Source organism: Cupriavidus sp. 22TCCZM01-5, assembly GCF_057798915.1.
On the sequence record NZ_JBYOJR010000007.1, the window covers coordinates 14,723 to 36,345 of the forward strand.

The following is a 21,623-nucleotide window of genomic DNA, read 5'->3' on the forward strand; positions in this document are numbered from 1 at the left end:
GGCACCGAAGAACCTAAAAAGAATCCCGAGTGACCGCGGCAGGCCGCCCGCACCGCGCCCGCCGCGACCGTCGCACGAACGGCTTCAGGCCACCGTCCCCGCGGGTTGCGCCAGCGGCGCGGCGCCCTGCTCCTCCCCGCCGCCGGCCTGCCCGAGATCCATCCCGGTGGTCTCGGGCAACAGCATCGCCGCCATCACGACCATCGCGTAGCCAACCCCGGCGACAATGGCGATCGCGATCGGCAGCGACGAGCGTCCCGAACTCAGCCACCCGACCGACAGCGGGAACAGCGAGCCGATCACGCGGCCGGCGTTGTAGGACACCCCGTATCCCGTCGCGCGGATATCGTTGGGAAACGACTCCGAGATCGTCGCGCCGATGCCCGCGAACACGCCCTGCATCAGGATCCCCAGCGGGAATCCGAGGAACAGCATCGAGGTATTCGACACCGGGATCACCATGTAGACCAGCGCGGCCACGAAGGCCCCCGCCGCGAACGCGATGTAGGTCAGGCGGCGGCCCCAGCGGTCGGTGGCGTAGGCGCCCGCCACATAGCCGATCAGTGATCCGACGATCGTCACCGCCAGGTAGGAGCTGGTGCCGAACACCGACAAGCCGCGCTCGGTCTTGAGGAACGTCGGCAGCCATGTGGCAATGGCATAGTATGCGCCCAGCATCCCGCCGGAGAGCAGGCTGCACAGCAGGGTCCTGGACAGCAGCGGGCCGCGGAACAGCCGCCCCAGCCCGGCCAGTGCCGTCCCCTGCCGGCCCGCCGCGCGGCTCTTCAGGAAGATCTCCGGTTCCTCGAGGTTGCGGCGCAGGTAGATCACGACCAGTGCCGGCAGGATGCCGAGAAAGAAACAGACGCGCCAGGCCGTCTCTGCCGGCAGCACGCTGAAGGCGAGCGCATAGACGATGGCCGCCGCCCCCCAGCCGAAGGAATAGCTGCTGGCGGTGAAGCCCGAGTATTTGCCGCGGTGCACCGGATTGCGGATCATCTCCGTCACCAGCACCATGCACAGCGACGATTCGCCGCCGAAGCCCAGGCCCTGGATCATGCGGAACGCCATCAGTTGCTCCGGCGACTGCGCCAGCCCGCACAGGAAGCAGGCGAAAGCGAACACGATGATGGTCCAGCGCAACACCCGCACGCGGCCATAGCGGTCGGCCAGGATGCCCGCCCCGATGGCGCCCACCAGCGACGACACCAGCGTCCACGTGACGATGGCGCCGGCAGTCGACTTGCTCATGCCCCACTGCCCCAGCAGCGTGGAGATGAGAAAGGAATAGATCATGAAGTCGAACACGTCGACCGCATGCCCGAGGAACGCGCCATAGAAGCCCTTGCGCTCCATGCGCGACAAATCGCGGAACCAGTCAAACATGCTCCCTCCCTGTGATGGTGTGTGTCTGGCTTAGTGGTGGGGGTCCGCCGGCTGCATGGACGGCCGCGGCGGTGGCCGGAAAGCGTAGCCCGCCTCTTCGAGCAGGGTGGCGAAACGCAGTGCGGTGAGATCCTGGTAGCGGCCGGCGACGATCTGCACGCCGACCGGCAAGCCGCCCGGCCCCGGCCCGATCGGGGCCACCACGGAAGGCAGCCCGCACAGTCCGGAATGGCCGGCCCAGAACAGCTGCGTGGTCATGGGCTGCGCATGGCCGTTGACGGTGAGCGTACGCGTCCATGGCTCGTCCGCTTCGTTCAGCGCGAACGCGGTCGTGGTCGCGGCCGGGCACAGCAGCACGTCATGGTCGGTGAAGAAGTTGCGCCACGCGGCCGCGAAACGTTCGCGCGCAGCCTGCAGGCGCAGCCAGTCGCGATGGCTCAGCGTCGCGCCGGTGTACTGCAGCGCGGCGTAGGAAACATCGTCCACTGAGATATGGGCGGCACGGCGAAGCGCCTCGGCATAGGCCGTGTCGTCCATGTGGACTGCGGTGGTCGCGCGCAGCAGCGTCACGTAGACGTGCCACAGTTCGGCGGCGTCGAAGTCCGGCCGGGCGTGCCAGTCCACGCGCGCGCCCTGCCGCGCCAGCCTGTGGCCAAGCTGCTCGATCTGCGCGGCGACCTCGCCATCGGCCTCGGCCTGTGGATGGGTGGGCAGTACGGCAATGCGAAAATCGGCCAGCCGGCGGTGTGGGCATGCGGGCAGTTCGAGGCGATAGGCCAGCGCAGCGTCGCCATGCGGGCCGGCGATGGCGCGCAATACGGGTTCGAGGTCGCGCGCGCTGCGTGCCATCGGGCCGGCCACGTTGATGTCCTGCTCGCCGAAGCGCGCCGGGCCGGTGCCGTGGCCGGCCAGCGGTACCAGCCCATGACTCGGCTTGAGCGAAAAGATGCCGCAGTAGTGGGCCGGGTTGCGCAGCGAGGAGCCGATATCCGAACCCACGTCGAACGCCGCCAAACCGGCGCACACAGCCGCCGCGCTCCCGCCGGACGAACCGCCTGGGGTACGCGTCGGGTCGTGCGGGTTGTGCGTGGTGCCATAGATCTCGTTGTAGCTCTGCCAGTCGCGCAGGCCGAGCGGGACATTGGTCTTGCCGAGCAGGATGGCGCCAGCCTCGCGCAGACGCTGCACCACCACGGCATCGCGCGGGGCCACGTGGCCGCGCAGGGCCGGGTTGCCGCAGGTGGTCGGCCAGCCGGTCACGTCGAACGATTCCTTGATCGAGAACGGCACGCCGTCCAGGACCCCGCGTGCCTGTCCCGCCCGACGGCGCTTGTCGCTTTCCAGCGCGGCGGCACGGGCGGCCCCGAAGTCCGACAGCACGAGCGCGTTGATCACGCTATGCCACGCATGCTGGGCAGCCTCGCAAGCCTCCACCAGTTCCACCGCCGATATTTCGCCGGCGGCCAGCCATTGCGCCATCTTCCACAACGGCGCAAGGCCGGCTGTGCTCCGGTCGGGCAGGTTCACGTCGACTCCTTTGTCGTTGTCCGTGCAGGCAATGCACGGTGGGGGCGTTGAGAGAGACTACGGGAGGACTGCGATGTGCTTTGGTATACTATATTCAGTCATTCACGAACGGCAAGACGATTCTGGACGAGCCATTACGCTGGCGCGTGATGCCGTCAGAAGGATGGGGGCTTTCGGGGGAAGAAGGTGGCAGGCAGAACACCTGCCAGGAAGGCATTGGCTGCCAACAGGCGCGGCAGCCAGTCGATCCGGCTCGGACGACCGGATCAGCAGTGATGGCGGCGCGGCGTGTGGCCAGTCAGCGCACGGAAGAACTGGCCGATATCGCGCAGGCGCAATGGCAACAGCGGCGTCGCATGCCGTACCGCGTCGCGCGCCGCGTAGTAGCGCAGCAGTTGCTGGCCGACGGGTTGCGAGAGATAACGTTGCTCGGGCGACTTCATGGTAAATCCCAATTGAATCAGATTGGCTACAGTATACACGGAGTTGGTGCAGTGCGCCATGAAGTGGGGCGCAATGCACTGTTGCCGGGCATGCAATGGCTGCACTGGACATCCGGGGGCTGTGCCCGTCAGGACACAGATCTTGATACCAATATAGTCGGATTGCGTGAACCTGAACCGGCCGGCAAAGCCGGCGAAACGCTTCGCCTCATCGCGAGCCGTCACTCCGAGCTGTTTGGTTGTTCGCCGGAATGTGGGGATGGGTCGCGGGAGCGACCACAGACAAACTGAACCTCATCGGCCTTCAGGCCGCCTGGACTTGCGCACCACCCGGCCCGTCGACCGGCAGCTCGGCCGCCTTGGCGGCACTGTAAACATGCCGCGCCGCCAGCAAGGCGGCGAGATCGGCATCGCCGGCGATCACCGCCTGCAGAATCTGGGCGTGCTCGTCCCAGTTCTGCCGCGCGCGCACCACGTTCGCGGGTCCGAACAGCACTGCGGTACGTTCTCGCAGCGAGCGCATCATTTCCTGCAGGACGCTATTGGCAGCTATGGTGCCGAGCACTTCATGGAAGCGGCTGTTGAGCGCGAGCAGCTCATCCGCACGGCCCTGTGCGGCAGCGTCCATGCCCCGGCGCAACACCGCCTCCAGCTCGGCGATCAGCGCCGGGTCGCGGCGCTGCGCCGCCAGCTTGGCGTTGAGGCCTTCCAGCGTGGCGCGTACCTCAACCATCTCGCGCGCGATCACCGGCGACAGGCTGGCCACCGACGCGCCGCGGCGCGGCTCGATCAGCACCAGGCCTTCGCTGGCGAGGGCGCGCAGCGCCTCGCGCACCGGAATGCGCGACACACCCAGCTCGGCCGACAGCTTGTTTTCCACCAGCCGCTCGCCCGGCGCGTATTGGCCATTCAGGATGCCTTCGCGCAGCTTGTCGGTGACAAGGGCGAACAGCGGCGAATGGCTGGCACCGAGGCTGAGCGGCTCGGCAGTCGGAGCAGTCGAGGCAGTGGGCGATGTATGGGCCATGGGTCGGCGGAAGCGAAGGCTGACGGGTCTGGCCGCCATTGTATACCACGCCTCCGGCGGTATACCGGATTGTCTTATCAATCGTGCTGGAAGGTGAAGCTGTCCGCGTAGAGGTGGTCCGGACTGGCCCCGTGCGCGATGAATGCGGCGCGGGCGTCACGGATCATGTTCGGCGACCCGCACAGGTAGATGGCATGCTCGCTGAGATCGCCCAGGTCGGCCAGCGCCACGTCGTGCACGTAGCCGCGCCGCCCCTGCCAGCTATCCCCCGCACGCGATAGCACCGGCACGTACTGGAAATCGTATAGCCGCTCTCCCCACGCCGGGATATCGGCATGCAGGTACAGGTCTTCAGGCTGGCGCATGCCCCAGTACAGCGACACGGGCGGGCAGTCGGGATCGTCCATCAGCGATTCGAGGATCGCCTTGATCGGCGCCAGCCCGGTGCCCGTGGCCACCATCAGCAAGGGCCGGTAGTCCTTGGCCCGGTAGAAGAAGTTGCCGAGCGGCAGTTCGACGTCGATGCCGTCGCCCGCCTTCAGCCGCGGCAGGACGCCATCCGTGAAGGTGCCGCCCGGGATCCGGCGCACGTGCAGATCGACGCGCCCCGCACTTGGCACCGAGGCCATCGAGAAGCTGCGCGCCAGCCCGTCGCCGGCCACCAGCTTCAGGTACTGGCCCGGGCGATAGTCGAGCGCGCCAGCCTCCGGCAACTCCAGTTCGACATGCAGCACGTCCGCCGACAAGGGCCGCACGGCCCGCACCACCGCGCGGTGCCGGGCCGGCTCGGCGCACGCCTCATCCTCGCGCGCGGTGCTGATGACCAGGTCGCCCTGCGGCTGTGCCTGGCAAGCCAGCGCGTAGCCGGCGGCGGCCTCGTCCGGCGCCAGGCCGAACGGCTCCTCTTCGTACCGCACCTGCCCGTCGAGCAGGCGGATGCGGCAGGTACCGCAGCCGCCGAGCTGGCAGTCGTGCGGCAGCGCGATGCTCGCGCGCCCCGCGGCCTGCAGCAGCGTCTCGCCGCGTTCGACAAAGAAGACCTGCTGCGTTTCGGCGATCTGGATGCGGTACGACATGGAACCTCCGTTGTGCCCTTACTTTGTGCCGTTACTTCTTGATATCGGCCTGCACCAGCACCTTCAGGTCCTGCGGCGCCAGCAGTTCGGCCAGCGCCTGCAGCGCCGCCAGCCCGGCCTGCGTGTCCTGCTCGCCGTTGCCGCCCGACAGCCCGATGCCGCCGATCACCTCGTCATTGACCACGATCGGGAAGCCACCCACGAACGCGGCGAACTTGCCTTCGAAGCTCCACTGGATGCCGAACGCCTCGTTGCCCGGCAACGCCGGCCCGTTGGGCGGCGTGGTGAACAGGTGGGTGGAACGCTTGTGGCCGGCGGCCGTGAACGCCTTGTTCCAGGCGATCTGCGGCCCGGTGATGCGGGCGCCGTCCATGCGCTCCAGCGCGAGCGGATAGCCGCCTTCGTCGACCACGCAGATCGACTCCAGCACGCCGATTTCCTCCGAGCGGCGGATGGCCGCGGCGACCATGTGGCGCGCTTCGCGCAGTTCCAGCTTGATGGCTTTCTTCATGTCTGTGACTCCTTGCGACGGTGGGACTCAGGCGCCCCGGTAGACCGTCTTGATCTGCGTATAGAACTCCAGCCCGGTGCGGCCCGACTCGCGGAAGGTCGACGTGCTCGACCGCTTCAGGCCGCCGAACGGCGCGTTGACGAGGTTCCCGGTGGTGGTGCGGTTGACCTTGACCGTGCCCGCCTCGATGTCCGTGGCGAAGTGGTGGATGTAGCGCGGGTTGCTGGTGACGATCGCCGCCGCCAGGCCATACTCGGTATCGTTCGCCATGGCGATCGCATCCGCGTAATCCGTGAAGCCGAGGATGGCGATCACCGGCCCGAAGATCTCCTCGCGCGCGATCCGCATCTGCTGCGTCACGTCCGTGAACACGGTCGGCGCCACGTAGAAGCCCTTGTCGAAGTCGCCCCCCGTCAGCCGCTCGCCGCCGCACAGCAACGTTGCCTCGGACTTGCCGATCTCGATGTAGCGCAGCACGGTTTCGAGCTGCTTCTGCGAGGCCAGCGGCCCCAGGTCCATCCCGGCCGTCATGCCGCTGCCGACCTTGAGCGTGGCCACCTTCGCCAGCAGCCGCTCGGTGTATGCGGCCTTGACGGACTGCGCCACCAGCACGCGGCTGGTACCGGTGCAAGCCTGCCCGGACAGCGAGAAACCGCCCTTGATGGTCAGGTCGACAGCGCGGTCGAAGTCCGCATCCTCCATCACGATCAGCGGGTTCTTGCCGCCCAGTTCCATCTGGGTGCGGGTGGTCATCGGCACCGCGCGGTGAATCTGCTCGCCGGCGCGCGACGAGCCGGTGAACGAGATCGCCCGCACGGGCGGCGCCTCGGTGATGCCCGCGCCGATCTCGGCCGCGCTGCCCGTGATGAAGTTCAGCACGCCCTTGGGCAGCCCCGCCTTGATCAGCGCCTCGGCCAGGCGGTAGCCCGACAGCGGCGCCTCGGACGATGGCTTGAACACCACCGTATTGCCGGTTACCAGCGCCGGGGCAATCTTGCGGGCCGGGATCGACACCGGGAAGTTCCACGGCGCGATCACCGTCACCACGCCCAGCGGCTCGCGCTGGCTGTAGACGAGCTGGTCCGGATCGTCGTTGGGGAACACTTCGCCGGTGAAGGTCTGCCCCTCCACGGCGTAGAAGCGCAGCGTCTGGGCCGAGCGCAGGACTTCGTCGCGGGCCAGCGCCAGGGCCTTGCCCTCTTCGCGGGTCAGCTCGGCCGCAATGCTGTCGGCGTTGGCTTCGAGGTGGTCGGCAGCGCGGTTGAGGACCGCGGCGCGCTTGCCGACCGGGGTCTTCTTCCAGCCGGCGAACGCGGCCGCCGCCGCTGCGACGGCCGCCTGCGCATCCACCGCCGACGACGCCTGGAAACGGCCCACGAGGTCGCCAGTGTCGGCCGGGTTGACATTGTCGAAGGTCCGGCCCGACTGGCAGGCCGTCCATTCACCGTCGATATGGTTGAGGAATACGTTCATCGTCGGTCCGGTTTGCGCGGCGCGGCTCAGGCGGCCATCTCGAGTTCGGGCAGCGGCAGCTCTTTCTCGACGTAGTCGTGGTAGAGCGCGGTCGTGTACAGCAGCCGCATCTGCGCGCCGATCTCGCAGATCTTCAGGCAGCGCTGCTGCAGCTCGGGCGTGTTGGCGTGCTCGAGCACGATCTGGTAGCCGCGCTCGCCGTGGATCTCGTCCGAGACGATATGCAGGTCGAAGAACTCGACCTCCTCGTCGGTGAACTGGTACTTGTCGCGCAGCGTCGGGGTCTGCTTGCGGTAGATCGACGGCACCTGCGATTCCAGCCCGACCACCAGCCCGGCCACCGCCACGATCGGGTCTTCGCGCATGGCCACCGCGTAGCACCAGCTCTGCAGGCCGCGGGTGGTCGGCGACATATTGTCCGGGTCGATCACGCGCTCGCGGGTGGTGCCGCAGGCTTCGGCGAAGCGGATCAGCAGATCGGTGTGGCGGTCGCCGCCGATTTCCTCCTCGTACATATTGGCGAGCAGGAAGTCCTTGGCTTCGGTATACCGGTCAGGCGTGCGCGCATAGATGTAGCCGAGGTAATCCGCGAACGGACCGACATAGTGATAGTGGTTCTCGGCCCAGCGTGCGAGGTGGGCGCGGCTCAGCTTGCCGCTGGCCCAGGCCACGCTGAACGGCGCCTTGTTGGCGCTCTTGCCCTTGATGGCTTCTTCAAGGGCGGCTCGGAATACTTCGCGGTTCATCAGTTCGGCCATGACGGGGGCTCCTGTTGGCGGATGTGGGGCGATTCGGAGTGGGTCGGGATGCCTGGATCGCTAGTAGATCGATCACGATTGCATGATTGTATACTATATACAGAGAGACGCAGACGGCAAGCGCTTTGTTGACTCATCACGCCGGGGTTTACCCGGCGCAAGGCCTGGTGAGGGCCTTAGGCGGCGCGAAGCCCGGCCGCGCCGGCAATGCGCGACCACGCGAAGCCCGCCAGCGCCACGTCCTCCAGACCAACGCCGACTGACTTGTAGATGACGATGTCGTCGTCCCGCTTGCGCGGCGACACCTTGCCGAGCACGACGTCGCCCAGTTCGACGATCTTTTCCGCCGGCAGCGCGAGGGGATCGGCCAGCACGATGTCGCCGGCCTCGCGGGTCGATTGCGGGCGCCACTCGACCACCACGGCCGCGGCGCGGTGCAGCGCGGTGTCGTCCAGCTCGCGCGTATGCGGCAGGCTGGAGCCGATGGCGGCTACGAACGCGCCCGGCCGCAGCGAAGGGCCGGCGAACAGCGGCGTGGTCGAGCGCGAGGCCGTGACGACGATGTCGGCCTGCGCCACGGCGTCATCCGGCTCGGCCAGCACGACCGGGATGCCGCATTGCGCCGACAGCCGCGCGGGCATGCCGGCGTCGGCATACGGATCCGACACCAGGATGCGCTCCAGCCCCAGCGTCGCGCTAAGCTGGCGCGCGTGCTGCGCCCCCTGCGTGCCGGCGCCGAACAGCGCCAGCGTGCGCGCCCCCGGCCGCGCGAGCCGCTGCGCCGCGAGCGTGGTGCACGCCGCCGTGCGCAGGCGCGTGATGGCGCCGGCATCGAACGAGGCGAGCGGCCTGCCGTCCTCCGTCGAGAAGATCAGGATGACAAACGAGAACTGGCCGTTGATCGTCGTGTAGACCTTGGCACCCGCCACGCCCTGCTGCGGGATCACCGCGCCCAGCGTGGACAGCTTGACGCCGCCCGCCTCGGTGCGGATACGCTCCTGCATCGCCGCGTCGCCCCGGCCGAAGCTGGCGAAGGCCGCTTCCATGACTTGCCGGGCGTCTTCAGGGCTGACGTGGGCGTCGATCAACGCGTCTGTGATGTGCTGCATGGGAACTCCGCTGGTGGGTTGGAGAAATCGTCAAAGAGAAGCGGAAGGCCGGTTCGCGGTTCCAGGCACGTCTCGTGCTGAAACTCGGGAGACCCCGCCCAATAATCGGTATACAGTCTACATATCAGGCGATACCGCGGCAAATCACACTGACGATCCATGCACCATCGTGAGAGCGCCTGAAAAGCCACAATCCCAACAACTGTGCGGCACCAAGGCAACATGCACTATGTCGGAGTTCGCGTAAATCCTGATGAAAATCTGCTTGGCTCATCGACCGCTCGGAATATAGTATACCAACGTGCTTCCTGCTCTGACGGGAACCGCCCCCACAACCCCTCGCCCCAGGGAGTTTTCATGTCACAACAAGTCGTGATCGGTGCAGCGCACTGGATTTATCTGGCAGGGGTCGCGGTCATCGTGCTGACGATGATCCTGCGCGCCAATGTCGTCGTGCCATCCATCGTGGGCACCGCCCTCGTCGTCTTTGCCCTGACTGGTAGCCCGGTCTCGGCGTTGGCGGGGGTGTTCTCCGCCAGCCTGGTTGCCGCCAGGGAGCTGTTCAATATCTTCCTGGTGATCGCGTTCATGACGGCGCTGCTGAATGCGCTCAAGACGCTGCGCTCGGACATCCGCATGGTGGAGCCCTTCCGCATGGTGATGAAGAACGGCCATTCGGCCTTCTTCATCCTGGCGGGCATCACCTATGTCATCTCGCTGTTCTTCTGGCCGACGCCAGCCGTGCCGCTGGTGTCGGCCATCCTGCTGCCCGCGGCCATCGCAGCGGGGCTGCCGCCGCTGGCGGGGGCGATGGCCATCGCCATCGCGGGCCAGGGCATGGCGCTGTCGTCGGACTATGTGATCGGGGTGGCGCCCGGCATCAGCGCCAAGGCCGCCGGTGCGGCGGTAAGCGCCGCCGTGGTGGCCGACCGCGCGCTGGCGCTGTCGATCATCACCGGCTGCATCGCGCTGTGCCTGGGCTATCTGTCGATGCGCAAGCACATCGTGCCGGCCAGCGGCGCCCTGCTCGACCGCTGGCAGGCACGCGCCGGCGGTACCGCGATGGCGGCCGAGGGCGGCGGCACCTTTGACAAGGCAGAGATTGCACGCGGCACGGCCCATGCCGAGCCGCTGGCCACCGACAGCAACATCGAGGCCAGCCTGTCGATGGTGGCCCGACGCCGCGTGAAGTGGTCGAAGTGCTTCGCGATCGTGACGCCCATCGCCTTCCTCGCGGTGGTCGCCATCATGGTGATGCCGAAGCTCGGCACCGGCGTGCAGGACCTCAAGGGCGGCGACGCGGCCGCGCTGGTCGGCGGCGTCGCCGCCGTGCTGATGATGCTGGCGACGCTGGCCGCGGAAGGCCCGCGCCGCATGCTCGACGTGTGCCCGGAGCACATCACCGACGGCTTTGTCTTCGCCTTCAAGGCAATGGGCTCGGTACTGCCGATCGCGGGCTTCTTCTTCGTCGGTGCCGGCGAGACCGCTGCGCAGATCCTCGGCCTGCCGCCGGGCAAGGCGCCGAGCCTGCTGTTCGAACTGATCCAGGCCTACCAGCACACCATCCCCGACAACCACGTGCTGGTCGCGTTCGGCGTGCTGCTGGTCGGCATGATCACCGGCATCGACGGCTCGGGCTTTGCAGGCCTGCCGCTGACCGGCACGCTGGCCGGCGCGCTCGGCCCGGTGGTCGGCTTCGATCCTGCCACGCTGGCGGCGGTCGGCCAGATGGGCGCCGTGTGGACCGGCGGCGGCACGCTGGTGGCCTGGTCGTCGCTGATCGCGGTGGCCGGCTTTGCCCGGGTGCCGGTGCTCGAAGCGGTGCGCGCGCTGCTGATGCCGGTCCTGATCGGATTGGCCTGCTCGACTGTGGCCGCGATGTTGCTGTGGCCGTAGATGGCCGAGGCAGCACCGCCCAGCAAAACTCCCCAACATTTCTGAATCCGTCCGGACGCCGCCCTCGCGGCGGCATCCGGCCAGCACGATCCGACCTATGCCGACTGTCACCTTCCACAAGCAGGGCCAGACCTTCACCGACGAGGTCAAGCCGCAGACCAACCTGGTCGTCCGCGCGGGCATCCGCCAGTTCCCCTACCCCAACCTGCGCTACGAGTGCGGCATGGGCAAGTGCTCCAAGTGCGCCTGCCGCGTGATTGCCGGAGCCGAGCACCTGCCGCCGCCCAACTGGAAGGAAAAGAAGCAACTCGGCGAGCGGCTCGAACAGGGCTACCGGCTTGCCTGCCAGCTCTGGATCGAGCACGACATCGAGCTGGCCCAGGACGATCTGCCGGCACCTGCACCGGTTGCCGCCGGCACCGTGGCTGTGACCACGGTGGCCGCCGTGGCCACCGACAGCGTGGACGCCTGACATGTTCGTCCTGCTCACGAGCCGCCCCGGCCAGTTCCGCACCGAGCCCACCGATGGCATGACGGCGGTGGAGGCGTACGACTATGTCTTCTACGGCAAGCGCACGGCGCGCTTCGTCATTGCCGAACTCGCCGCCGACACCAAGGTGCGCGTACTGGAGGAAACGCCGCCCGGCATCGTCAACCTGGTGTCGACCAAATTCCTGGACAAGTACGCCACGCTGGAGGCCGCCCGCGCCGCGCTGCGCGAGCTGGCCCGCTTCGGCACCATGGACATCACGCTGGTGCCGACGCCCGTCGCCGTGAGCGGACTGTCCTGATCGCTCCGCCATTTGCCGCGCAACCATTCATCGCCATGATCCAGATCACCTTCCTCACCAACCAGGGCAAGACGGTCAGCGCACCGCCCGACAGCAACCTGCTGCGCGTGTCCCTGCGAGAACAGGGCGGCATTCCCTTCAAGTGTGGCGGCGGACTCTGCGGCACCTGCAAGTGCCGCATCGAAGCGGGCCGCGAGCATACGGACACAGTCAAGCCAAAGGAAAAGAAGCTGCTGACCGAGGAGGAACTGGCCGGTGGCTTCCGGCTGGCCTGCCAGACCTTTATCCGCGGCGATATCGCCGTGTCGTGGCAGCCGCGCGAAGCCGCGCGCGGCGCGGCGAACATCGCCACCCCGCAGAGCGAGTGCTCGACGAGCCTCTGAGCGCAAGCGAGAGTCGAAAGCTGGCGGCCCGGCCTACCGCCGCCGCGCCGCCAGCAGGTCCGCTACCTCATCCAGCATTGCCATATCCACTGGCTGCGACAGGTCCAGCGCCAGCGCATACCGGTAGTAGGGGCTCAGGTCCAGCCCCACGCCAAGCCCTAGCACTTCGACATCGCGCAGCGCCTCGTGCCGCGCGACCACGGCCTTCAGGTGGTTGTCGAGGTAGCAGGCGTCGTTGGCCTGGCCGGTAGCTGTATCCATCGGGCTGCCGTCCGACACCACCAGCAGGATGCGGCGCGCCTTGCCGGTGGCGTGCAGGCGGGCGCAGGCCCACTCCACGGCCTCGCCGTCGACGCCCTCGCGGAACAGGTCGGGCTTCAGCAAGGCGGTAAGGTCGGTGCGCGAGCGGCGCCAGCTGCGCGTGGCATCCTTGAACACCATGTGGCAGGTTTCATTGAGGCGGCCCGGATGCGCGGGCCGGCCGCGCGCGAGCCAGTCCGCGCGGGCGCGCCCGCCGTTCCACGCACCTGTCGTGAAGCCGAGCACCTCGGTCGCGACGCCCGCCTCGTCGAGCGCGCGGGTCAGCAGGTCGAGCAGCAGCGTCAGCGGTTCGGCCCGTGCCTTCATCGATCCGGAGCAATCCACCAGGAAGCCGACCACGCAATCGGCATGGGCCCGGTGCGCTTCGAGCCGGAACAGGCGGCGTTCGGCGGGCGAGCTGACAAGCTGCGCCAGGCGGCGGCCGTCGATGCGGCCGCTCTCCTCGCCAAAGGACCAGCCGTCCACGCGCGGCTGCGCCAGCGCGGCACGCAGCCGGCGCGCGAGGCGGGCCACGTTGACGCAGGCACGCGCAATGCGCGCGTCAAGCTGCGTGCGGTATTCGTCGAGCAAGGCACGCCGCACCAGCGTGGCGGCGCGCACCTCGCGGTCGTAGCGCGTGGTGAAGACACGGTAGCCGTCTTTCGCCTCGGCCAGCACGCGGCTGTGGCCGCTGTCGGCGACGGCGAAATTTTCCGCGCGCTCCTCTTCGAAATCGAGCCACAGCGCAAACCCGGCACGCGCGGCGGACGCTGCGTTGTCATCGTCCTCGCCCACATTCGGCGCTTCGCTACGGACCATCTGCGCCACGGCGCGGGCCAGTGCCAGCGCGTGCACGGCGAATGCAGCCTGATCATGGCGATGCGAGCGCAACCCGGCCAGCGACGTGCCCAGCACGGGCACGATGGCGGCGCGCGTGGCCTCGATCAGGTCCTCGGTTTCATCGAGCACCGGCTCGCCGCTCAGGCGCGACCACGCCACCTGGGCGACGGTGTAGAGCAGGATCCCAAGCTGGCCCTCGGTCAGGCCCGAGCGATGAAACGCACGCGACCACGCCAGGAAGCGATGGCGCAGATTGGCCGCCACGCCAGCCATGCCGCGCGGCACGCGGGTCTCGCAGCGCAGTTGCTCCAGCAGTTCGAACAGCAGCCGCTCGACCGGGTCGGCCGGGCAGAGGCTGCGGTGCAGCGCGGGATCGGAATGCGCGTGGCGCAGCGCGGCGCCATCGGCGGCGCCGCGCAGGCAAGCCGCGCTGTCGGAGTCCGGATCGGTACGCAGATGCGGCGCATGCTGCGGCACTGGCCGCATCGCATGCCAGAGCCGGCCATCGCGGAAGTGCAGCGCCGGCTCGCCGGTGAGCGCACGCACAGCGGCGCCGGACAGCGCATCCTGGCGCTGGCGTCGGCGCAGCCGCTGCGCGGCCGCCGCCGCGTTCATTGCGCCGGCTCCGAGTGGACCGGGTGTCCTGCCGCTTCATCGGGCAGGTGGCCAAAGCAGCGCTGGTAGTACTCCGCGACTACGGGACGCTCTGCCTCGTCGCACTTATTCAGGAAGGTCAGGCGGAATGCCAGTGCCGGATCGCGGAATATCTGGCAATTCTCCGCCCAGCTGATCACCGTGCGCGGCGACATCAGCGCCGAGACATCGCCCGCGGCAAAGCCGCGCCGCGTGAGCGCCGCCAGCGCCACCATGGCATCGACCAGCGCGCGGCCCTCGGCGTTGTCGAGTTCCGGCACGCGCGCCAGCACGATGCCCGATTCTTCCGCGTGCGGCAGGTAGTCGAGCGTGGCCACCACGTTCCAGCGGTCGATCTGTGCATGGTTCAGGAGCTGGGTGCCGTGGTACAGGCCGTTGAGGTTGCCCAGACCGACCGTGTTCGAGGTCGCGAACAGGCGGAACGACGGATGCGGATGGATCACGCGGTTCTGGTCCAGCAGCGTGAACTTGCCGTCGCGCTCCAGGATGCGCTGGATCACGAACATGACGTCGGGCCGGCCCGCGTCGTATTCGTCGAAGATCAGCGCCACGGGCCGCTGCAGCGCCCACGGCACGATGCCTTCCTGGAATTCGGTAATCTGCTGGCCGTCGCGGATGACGATGGCGTCCTTGCCGACCAGGTCGAGCCGGCTGATGTGGCCATCGAGGTTCACGCGTACGCAAGGCCAGTTCAGGCGCGCGGCGACCTGCTCGATATGCGTCGATTTGCCGGTGCCGTGCAGCCCCTGCACCATCACTCGCCGGTCGCGCATGAAGCCCGACAGGATCGCCAGCGTCACCTCGGGCTGGAAGCGGTAGGCCGGGTCGATCTCCGGCACATGGTCATCGCGTTCGCTGAACGCCGGCACCGTCAGGCCGGAATCGATACCGAACAGGCTGCGCACCGGCACCATGCGGTCCGGCCGGCCAAACTCCTTCTGCGTCACGTCGTGCTCCTCCTGCTTGCCTTGCTTGTCCTTGCTTGTCCTTGTTTGCGCGCGGACAGCAGGACAGGCCGGGAGCCGGCGCAGCCGCTGCCCTACTCGTCCTCGTCCGCGCCGCCCCAGGCGGTGCCGCTCTCGGCTTCGATGGCCGCCAGCGCTTTGGCCGCCCGCTGCAATGCGGGCAGCATCTGCAATGACTTCTCGCGCGTCACGCGCATCACCGGGGCCTGCAGCGCCAGCCCCAGGTTGGATTTCCCGCCGTCCACCGCCGGCACCAGCACGCCGATGCACAGCAGGCCGGGCAGGAACTCCTCGTCATCCATCGCGTAGCCGTCACGCTTCACGCGCTCGATCTCCGCTTCCAGTTCCGCATGGTCGGTCAGCGTGTTGGCCGTGTAGCGTTCCAGCTCCGCGTGGGCCAGCAGGCGCTGCCGCTGCGCCGGCGTCAGTTGCGCCAGGAACAGCTTGCCCGTGGCCGAGCAGTGCGCCGGCACGCGCGAGCCCGGGTGCAGGTAGAAACGCAGCGGCGCCGCTGTCTCCACGCGGTCCAGATACAGCACCTCCCCGCTCGAAAACGCGGTCAGGTTGCAGCTTTCGCCCACCTCTTCCACCAGCTTGCGCAGCACCATGTGGCGCGCGCCGTGCGCGGTGTTGTTCAGCAACAGGTTTTCCGCCAGCCGCCGCAGGCGCAGGCCAGTGCCATAGTGGCGGCCGTCGCCGTTGCGCTGGACCATGCCGGCCGCCTCGAGCTGCTGCAGCATGCGGTGCAGCGTGGGCTTGGGCAGTCCGGTTTCCTCCACCAGCGCCTGCAGGTTGAAGGGGTGATCCTTGGTGGCAATGACTTCCAGCAGGCCAAAGAGACGCAGCGCCGGCGTATCGCCATCCGGCTTGGTGTCGCCCTTGGCAGGACGCGAATCGTTCATGCCTGGCTCCCATCATAGTCAAGTTTCAGTTTCAGATACAAATCATATCAATTATTGAAATTACTGGTTGACCTTCGGCGGTAGAGGACCTACATTCCGAGTACATAAACATTTATCGGAACAATTTGTTCCGCTTTACAAGGTAACTCGGAGACACAAATCAAATGGATAGATGATTTCCACCGCCCTTGGCACCAAACGGGGTGAACCGACCACGGCAACCGGCCTGCAATTACGCGCAGCGCCGACTATTACAGACAGAAAGGCGCCGCGGCGGCTGACAGACAGCAGTCAGCAGTACAGGAGACACAACATGACCCATACACCGCAGCCCTCGTCAGGGCTATCGCACGGCCTCAAGCAGCGGCACATGACCATGATCGCCCTGGGCGGCGTCATCGGCGCCGGCCTCTTTGTTGGCAGTGGCGTCGTCATCAAATCCGCGGGGCCCGCCGCGGTTCTTTCCTTCCTGATCACCGGCCTGCTCGTGGTGCTGGTGATGCGCATGCTCGGCGAGCTTGCCTGCGCCATGCCCGGCGGCGGCTCGTTCTACGAATACGCCCGCGAGGCCTGGAGCGACCGTCCCGCTGTCGGCAACCTGGCCAGCTTCCTGACCGGCTGGATGTACTGGTACTTCTGGGTCATCGTCGTGGCGCTCGAAGCCGTGGCGGGTGCCGACCTGGTGCGCTACTGGCTGCCCGACGTGCCCAACTGGACCATCAGCCTGGTATTGCTGGTCATGCTCACACTAACCAACCTCGTCTCGGTCAAGTCCTTCGGCGAGTTCGAGTTCTGGTTCGCGTCGATCAAAGTCGCCGCCATCATGGTGTTCCTGTTCGTAGCAGGCGTGTACGTGCTGGGCCTGGCGCCCGGCGCCCACGGCATGAACGTTTCCAACCTGACCGCGAACGGCGGCTTCATGCCGAATGGCATCGTGCCGGTGCTGACCGGCGCAGTCGCGGCGACCGGCTTCTACTTCGGCGCGGAGATCGTCACCATCGCCGCGGCCGAGACCGCCGAGCCGCAGAAGGCCGTAGCGCGCGCCACCAACTCGGTCATCACGCGCGTGCTCGTGTTCTATGTGGGTTCGGTGCTGCTGGTGGTCTGCCTGGTGCCGTGGAATGCCACCGGCATCGCCACGCCGTACGTCAGCGCGCTCAACGTCATGGGGATCCCGGCGGCCGCGCAGATCATGAACGCGATCGTGCTGACCGCCGTGCTGTCGGCGCTCAACTCGGGCCTGTACGCGTCGTCGCGCATGCTGTTCGCGCTGACGCGCCGTGGCGATGCACCGCGCTCGCTTGCCCGCGTGAGCCGCAACGGCGTGCCCACGCGCGCCATCCTGGTCGCCACGCTGTTCGGTTATGGGGCGGTGGTGATGTCGTATGTATCGCCGGACAAGGTCTTCGCCTTCCTGGTCAATTCGTACGGCACGGTTGCCATCTTTGTCTACATCCTGATCGCGGTGTCGCAGTTGCGGCTGCGTGCGCGGCTGGAGCGCGAAGCGCCCCATCTGCTCAAAGTGAGGATGTGGTGCTATCCGTACCTGACGTGGTTTGCGATCTTCGGCATGGTGGCGATCGTGGTAGCCATGGCCTTCATTCCCGATCAGCGCACGCCACTGGCGTTGGGGGTCGCCAGCCTTGGGCTGCTGGTATCGGCCTATATCTTGCGGCATCTGTTTCGACGAGGCGTGGCGCAGGTCGTGCCGCTAGCGGAGATGCCGCGGCCGGATTTGCATGAGTATTGATGGGGATGGGTGGGGGCGTTGGGATGGGGTACTCTGTCTCGCGCCTTTGCTCTTTGTAGGTTGTTGGGACCCAACAACAAACCAAACCACCCCCCAAATCAACAAACCCCCCCATCCCATGACCACCAAGCTGACCCCCCCCATGTGGGACCAGCTCTTCCAGCAACACGCCCACTCCGGCCTGAGCCTGCAAGGCAAGATCCGCCAGATGCTGGTCTCCGCGATCCTGGACGAACAGCTCCCGCTGGGCATCCCGCTGCCGAGCAGCCGCGAGATGTCCGCGCAGTTGCGCGTGGCGCGCAATACCGTGGTGCTGGCCTACCAGCAGCTCGTGGACGAGGGTTACCTGATCTCGCGCGAGCGCAGCGGCTATTTCGTCAACCCCGAGATCCTTGGTGCTCGCGTGAGCGGCGTGGCCTCGCTGCGCGGCACGCCGAGCCCTGACACCCATGGCGGCGCGCGTCCGGACTGGGACCGCCGCTTTGTCTTTCGCCCCACCCACCAGCGCAATATCGTCAAGCGCCACAACTGGCGCGACTACCCCTACCCCTTCATTTACGGCCAGTACGACCCGGTGCTGTTCCCCACCGCCGACTGGCGCGAGTGCTGCCTGAAGGCCCTGAGCGTGCTCGATATCCACGAGTGGGCGCAGGACATGATCGTGCGCGACGACGAGTCGCTGGTGCAGCAGATCCGCACGCGCGTGCTGCCACGCCGCGGCGTGTGGGCCGGTGCCGACGAGATCGTGATCACCGTGGGCGCGCAGCAGGCCCTCTACCTGCTGTCCGACCTGCTCGCCAGCCCCGACACGCCTGTCGGCATCGAGGAGCCGGGCTACCCGGACGCACGCAATATCTTCGGCCGCCATACCTCGAAGCTGATCCCGCTGCCCATCGATGCCGAGGGCGTGATCCCGTCCGATGCGCTGCGCGCCTGCGACTACGTTTATGTCACCCCCAGCCACCAGTGCCCCACCACCGTCACCATGCCGCTGGCGCGCCGCCAGGCCCTGCTGCGGCAGGCGGAAGAAGCGGACTTCGTGCTGATCGAGGACGACTACGAAAGCGAGAGCCGCTTCGAAGGCGACCCCACGCCCACGCTGAAGAGCCTGGACCGCAACAACCGCGTGATCTACGTGGGCAGCCTGTCGAAGAGCCTGGCGCCGGGGCTGCGCATCGGCTACATCGTCGGCCCCGCCGAGCTGATCGCCGAGCTGCGCGGCGCGCGCCGGCTGATGCTGCGGCACCCGTCCGCCTACATCCAGCGCGCGTTCTCGCTGTTCCTGTCGCTGGGGCACTATGATGCGCACCTGCGCCGGCTGTCCGCCGCGCACCGGGCGCGTGCCGAAACGGTGCTGGCGGCGCTGGCCGCCCACATGCCCGAGTTCCGCCCCGTGCCGATTGCCGGTGGCGCCTCCTGCTGGATCGAAGGCCCGCCATGGCTGGACGCCGATGCGCTGGCACGCCTGGCCGAGCTGCAGGGCGTGCTGATCGAGCCGGGCAGCGTGTTCTTCATGAGCGAGCCGGCGCCGCGCAATGGCTTCCGGCTCGGCTATTCGTCGATCGCGCCGGAACGCATCGAACCCGGCATCCGCGTGCTGGCCAGCGTGGCACGCGAACTGCACGCGACCATCGCCGCGCAGGGCGCATCGGCTGCCTGAGCGCGCGGTTGCAGCTGGCGACGGACGCAAGGGCTACTGCCGCGCAGTAGCCCTTTCTGCATGTTCGAACGTGCCGCAAGCGTTCCGCCAGAAGATTCCAGTCCCATTCCACCGCTGGCCCAAGCGATTCCCGCCAACTGGTCCTACAACACGACGCGCGCGCTCCCTATCCTCAGGTCATGGCCGATGCGCGGCCCCCGCCGCCGCATCGTCACGCGATACCAAGGAGACCTAAATGAGCAAGCCCAGCAACAGCCCGGTCGGCACCGACCTCCTGCAAGCCTTCAACGACGCCTGGAACCGCCACGACATCGACGCGCTGATGAGCTTCATGGCCGACGACTGCGCCTTCCACGGCGTAGCCGGCGGCGAGCTGCTCGGGCGCAGCTTTATCGGCCGCGACGCCGTGCGCGAAGGCTTCGTGCTGGCCTGGCAGACCTTTCCCGACGCCTCGTGGACCGAGGGCGAGCATTTCGTGTCCGGCGACCGCGGCGTGAGCGAATCGACCTTCCGCGGCACCCGCGCCGACGGCGCGCGCATCGAAGCACGCATGGTGGACGTATTCACGTTCCGCGACGGCAAGATCGCGGTGAAGAACGCCTACCGCAAGGATCGCCCCCCGGTCGGCAACGCCGCCTGAGCACCGGAGACGCGCCATGGAAGCTGTAGCCACCCGCAACATCCTGAACGGCGGCAATGCCACCGCGCCGTCGCGGCCGTACGACCCCGCCTACGACCCGCTGCGCACGCCCACGCCGGGTCAGGGCCGCGAATACGCGCCGACCTACTGGATCGGCACCGCCGGCGAGCCGCCTGCCGACGACGGCCCCATCACGCACGATATCGACGTGGACGTCGCCATCATCGGCTCGGGCTTCACCGGGCTGACCTGCGCCATCTTCCTGGCGCAGGAACACGGCATCAAGGCCACCGTGCTCGAGGCCAACCGCGTCAGCTGGGGCTGCAGCACCCGCAATGGCGGCCAGGCTCAGTGCGCTTCAGGCCGCCTCAAGCGCTCGCAGTGGATCCAACGCTACGGCCTGGACACGGCACTGCAACTGCATGAAGAAGTCTGCGCCGGCATGCAGACCTTCAAGGACCTGATCAAGGACATCGACTGCGATCCGCAGCCCGGTGGCCACCTGTATATCGCCCACCGCGACAAGGCCATGCCCGCGCTGGAGAAGGAAGCGAAGATCCTGCGCGAGGTCTTCAAGTACGACGCGCGCATCTTCGACGCCGACACCGTGCGGCGCGAATACGTCGACGACAAGGAAGCCGCGGGCGCCATGCATGAACCCGAAGGCATCGGCATCCATGCCGGCAAGCTTGCCTTCGGCTACCTGCGCCGCGCGCGCGAACTGGGCGTCAAGGTGCATCCGTCCAGCCCCGTGACCGGCTGGGAAACCCGCAATGGCGTGCACTACCTGCGCACGCCCGGTGGCATCGTGCGCGCCCGCGCGGTCGGCGTGGCCACAGGCGGCTATACCTCGCAGTCCCTGCATCCGCAACTGAAGAACCGGCTGTTCCCGATCCTGTCGAACTCGATCGTCACGCGCGTGCTGACGCCCGCCGAGATCGAGGCTTGCAACTTCCGCACGACCCAGGTCATCACCGACACCCGCATCCTGCGCCACTACTACCGCCTGATGCCAGATGGCCGCCTGCAGATCGGCAGCCGCAGCGCGATCACGGGCAATGATGCGCCCCAGGACCAGTACCGCCAGAAGCTGGTCAACGACATGTACCGCAAGTTCCCGGCGCTGCGCGGCATCCAGATCGACTACTCGTGGTGGGGCTGGGTCGACGTGAGCCACGACATGATGCCGCGCATCACGCAGCCTGACCCGGCGCAGTCGATCTACTACGCGATGGGATATGGCGGCAACGGCGTGATGTATTCCGCCCAGGCCGGCAGGCGGCTGGCGGCGCTGATCGCGGGCAAGGAAGCATCGCTGCCGCAACTGCCGATCTTCCGCGCGCCGCTGCCATTCCCGAATGTCCGGGAAATGGTGGAATCGCAGATGTTCGCCCCGTTCCGACGGCTCGGCCAGCGCTTCCTGTACCACTGGTATCACCTGAAGGACGAAGTCATCTGAGCCATGATTCAGCGGCGGGATATGCTGCAATGCAGCGTCCCGCCGGCACGTACCGGTGTGACGGACGAGAAAC

General features: G+C 67.4%; 20 protein-coding genes. 8 read left to right on the forward strand and 12 right to left on the reverse strand.

Going from position 1 to position 21,623, the window contains the following annotated elements; all coding sequences use genetic code 11:
• Positions 1 to 84: 84 nt before the first annotated feature.
• The 9 genes from AC3FNH_RS08890 to AC3FNH_RS08930 all read right to left on the reverse strand — a co-directional run bounded on the left by AC3FNH_RS08890 (position 85) and on the right by AC3FNH_RS08930 (position 9,310).
• Complete coding sequence (locus AC3FNH_RS08890; protein WP_488719794.1) at positions 85 to 1,386, reverse strand: MFS transporter; 1,302 nt, start codon at positions 1,384 to 1,386, stop codon at positions 85 to 87.
• Positions 1,387 to 1,416: 30 nt separating this feature from the next.
• A complete protein-coding gene (locus AC3FNH_RS08895; protein WP_488719795.1) occupies positions 1,417 to 2,913 on the reverse strand; it encodes an amidase in 1,497 nt (498 codons plus the stop codon).
• 266 nt (positions 2,914 to 3,179) lie between these two features.
• Complete coding sequence (locus AC3FNH_RS08900) at positions 3,180 to 3,356, reverse strand: hypothetical protein (RefSeq protein WP_488719796.1); 177 nt, start codon at positions 3,354 to 3,356, stop codon at positions 3,180 to 3,182.
• 304 nt (positions 3,357 to 3,660) lie between these two features.
• Entirely contained in the window at positions 3,661 to 4,383 is a 723-nt protein-coding gene (locus AC3FNH_RS08905; RefSeq protein ID WP_488719797.1) for a GntR family transcriptional regulator, read from the reverse strand.
• A 77-nt stretch (positions 4,384 to 4,460) separates the two neighbouring features.
• Positions 4,461 to 5,459, reverse strand: coding sequence for a 2Fe-2S iron-sulfur cluster-binding protein (locus AC3FNH_RS08910; protein ID WP_276101125.1), 999 nt, complete (start codon positions 5,457 to 5,459; stop codon positions 4,461 to 4,463).
• Positions 5,460 to 5,490: 31 nt separating this feature from the next.
• The gene (locus AC3FNH_RS08915; RefSeq protein WP_013953475.1) at positions 5,491 to 5,970 is read right to left on the reverse strand and encodes a GlcG/HbpS family heme-binding protein; all 480 of its coding nucleotides are present in this window, start codon (positions 5,968 to 5,970) and stop codon (positions 5,491 to 5,493) included.
• Between the two features lie 27 nt (positions 5,971 to 5,997).
• Complete coding sequence (locus AC3FNH_RS08920) at positions 5,998 to 7,443, reverse strand: aldehyde dehydrogenase family protein (protein ID WP_276101124.1); 1,446 nt, start codon at positions 7,441 to 7,443, stop codon at positions 5,998 to 6,000.
• Positions 7,444 to 7,469: 26 nt separating this feature from the next.
• Entirely contained in the window at positions 7,470 to 8,201 is a 732-nt protein-coding gene (locus AC3FNH_RS08925; protein WP_276101123.1) for an iron-containing redox enzyme family protein, read from the reverse strand.
• A 176-nt stretch (positions 8,202 to 8,377) separates the two neighbouring features.
• Positions 8,378 to 9,310: an ornithine cyclodeaminase family protein gene (locus AC3FNH_RS08930; protein ID WP_488719798.1), complete on the reverse strand. Its 933-nt coding sequence runs from the start codon at positions 9,308 to 9,310 to the stop codon at positions 8,378 to 8,380.
• Positions 9,311 to 9,667: 357 nt separating this feature from the next.
• Between AC3FNH_RS08930 and AC3FNH_RS08935 the strand changes: the two genes are divergently transcribed.
• The 4 genes from AC3FNH_RS08935 to AC3FNH_RS08950 all read left to right on the forward strand — a co-directional run bounded on the left by AC3FNH_RS08935 (position 9,668) and on the right by AC3FNH_RS08950 (position 12,380).
• Complete coding sequence (locus AC3FNH_RS08935) at positions 9,668 to 11,206, forward strand: hypothetical protein (protein WP_488719799.1); 1,539 nt, start codon at positions 9,668 to 9,670, stop codon at positions 11,204 to 11,206.
• 97 nt (positions 11,207 to 11,303) lie between these two features.
• Positions 11,304 to 11,678: a 2Fe-2S iron-sulfur cluster-binding protein gene (locus AC3FNH_RS08940; RefSeq protein WP_488719800.1), complete on the forward strand. Its 375-nt coding sequence runs from the start codon at positions 11,304 to 11,306 to the stop codon at positions 11,676 to 11,678.
• 1 nt (position 11,679) lies between these two features.
• Entirely contained in the window at positions 11,680 to 11,997 is a 318-nt protein-coding gene (locus AC3FNH_RS08945) for a ferredoxin (protein ID WP_276101119.1), read from the forward strand.
• 35 nt (positions 11,998 to 12,032) lie between these two features.
• Complete coding sequence (locus AC3FNH_RS08950) at positions 12,033 to 12,380, forward strand: 2Fe-2S iron-sulfur cluster-binding protein (protein ID WP_276103198.1); 348 nt, start codon at positions 12,033 to 12,035, stop codon at positions 12,378 to 12,380.
• A 33-nt stretch (positions 12,381 to 12,413) separates the two neighbouring features.
• Here AC3FNH_RS08950 and AC3FNH_RS08955 read toward each other — a convergent pair whose 3' ends face one another.
• The 3 genes from AC3FNH_RS08955 to AC3FNH_RS08965 form a co-directional block, all read right to left on the reverse strand.
• Positions 12,414 to 14,135 carry a cobaltochelatase CobT-related protein gene (locus AC3FNH_RS08955; protein ID WP_488719801.1) on the reverse strand — a complete coding sequence of 574 codons (1,722 nt, stop codon included), beginning with the start codon at positions 14,133 to 14,135 and terminating at the stop codon, positions 12,414 to 12,416.
• Positions 14,132 to 15,088: an AAA family ATPase gene (locus tag AC3FNH_RS08960; protein WP_488719901.1), complete on the reverse strand. Its 957-nt coding sequence runs from the start codon at positions 15,086 to 15,088 to the stop codon at positions 14,132 to 14,134. Before AC3FNH_RS08960 ends, AC3FNH_RS08955 begins: the two co-directional genes overlap by 4 nt.
• 125 nt (positions 15,089 to 15,213) lie before the next feature.
• Entirely contained in the window at positions 15,214 to 16,041 is an 828-nt protein-coding gene (locus AC3FNH_RS08965; RefSeq protein ID WP_488719802.1) for an IclR family transcriptional regulator, read from the reverse strand.
• A gap of 313 nt (positions 16,042 to 16,354) precedes the next feature.
• On the opposite strand from AC3FNH_RS08965, the gene AC3FNH_RS08970 reads away from it, so the two are divergent.
• The 4 genes from AC3FNH_RS08970 (at position 16,355) to AC3FNH_RS08985 (ending at position 21,550) form a co-directional block, all read left to right on the forward strand.
• Complete coding sequence (locus AC3FNH_RS08970) at positions 16,355 to 17,791, forward strand: amino acid permease (RefSeq protein WP_276101116.1); 1,437 nt, start codon at positions 16,355 to 16,357, stop codon at positions 17,789 to 17,791.
• Between the two features lie 118 nt (positions 17,792 to 17,909).
• On the forward strand, positions 17,910 to 19,451 hold the full coding sequence (gene pdxR / locus AC3FNH_RS08975) for a MocR-like pyridoxine biosynthesis transcription factor PdxR (protein ID WP_276101115.1): 1,542 nt from the start codon (positions 17,910 to 17,912) through the stop codon (positions 19,449 to 19,451).
• A 235-nt stretch (positions 19,452 to 19,686) separates the two neighbouring features.
• Positions 19,687 to 20,091, forward strand: coding sequence for a nuclear transport factor 2 family protein (locus AC3FNH_RS08980; protein WP_488719803.1), 405 nt, complete (start codon positions 19,687 to 19,689; stop codon positions 20,089 to 20,091).
• Positions 20,092 to 20,107: 16 nt separating this feature from the next.
• Positions 20,108 to 21,550 carry an NAD(P)/FAD-dependent oxidoreductase gene (locus AC3FNH_RS08985; protein WP_488719804.1) on the forward strand — a complete coding sequence of 481 codons (1,443 nt, stop codon included), beginning with the start codon at positions 20,108 to 20,110 and terminating at the stop codon, positions 21,548 to 21,550.
• Positions 21,551 to 21,623: the final 73 nt, after the last annotated feature.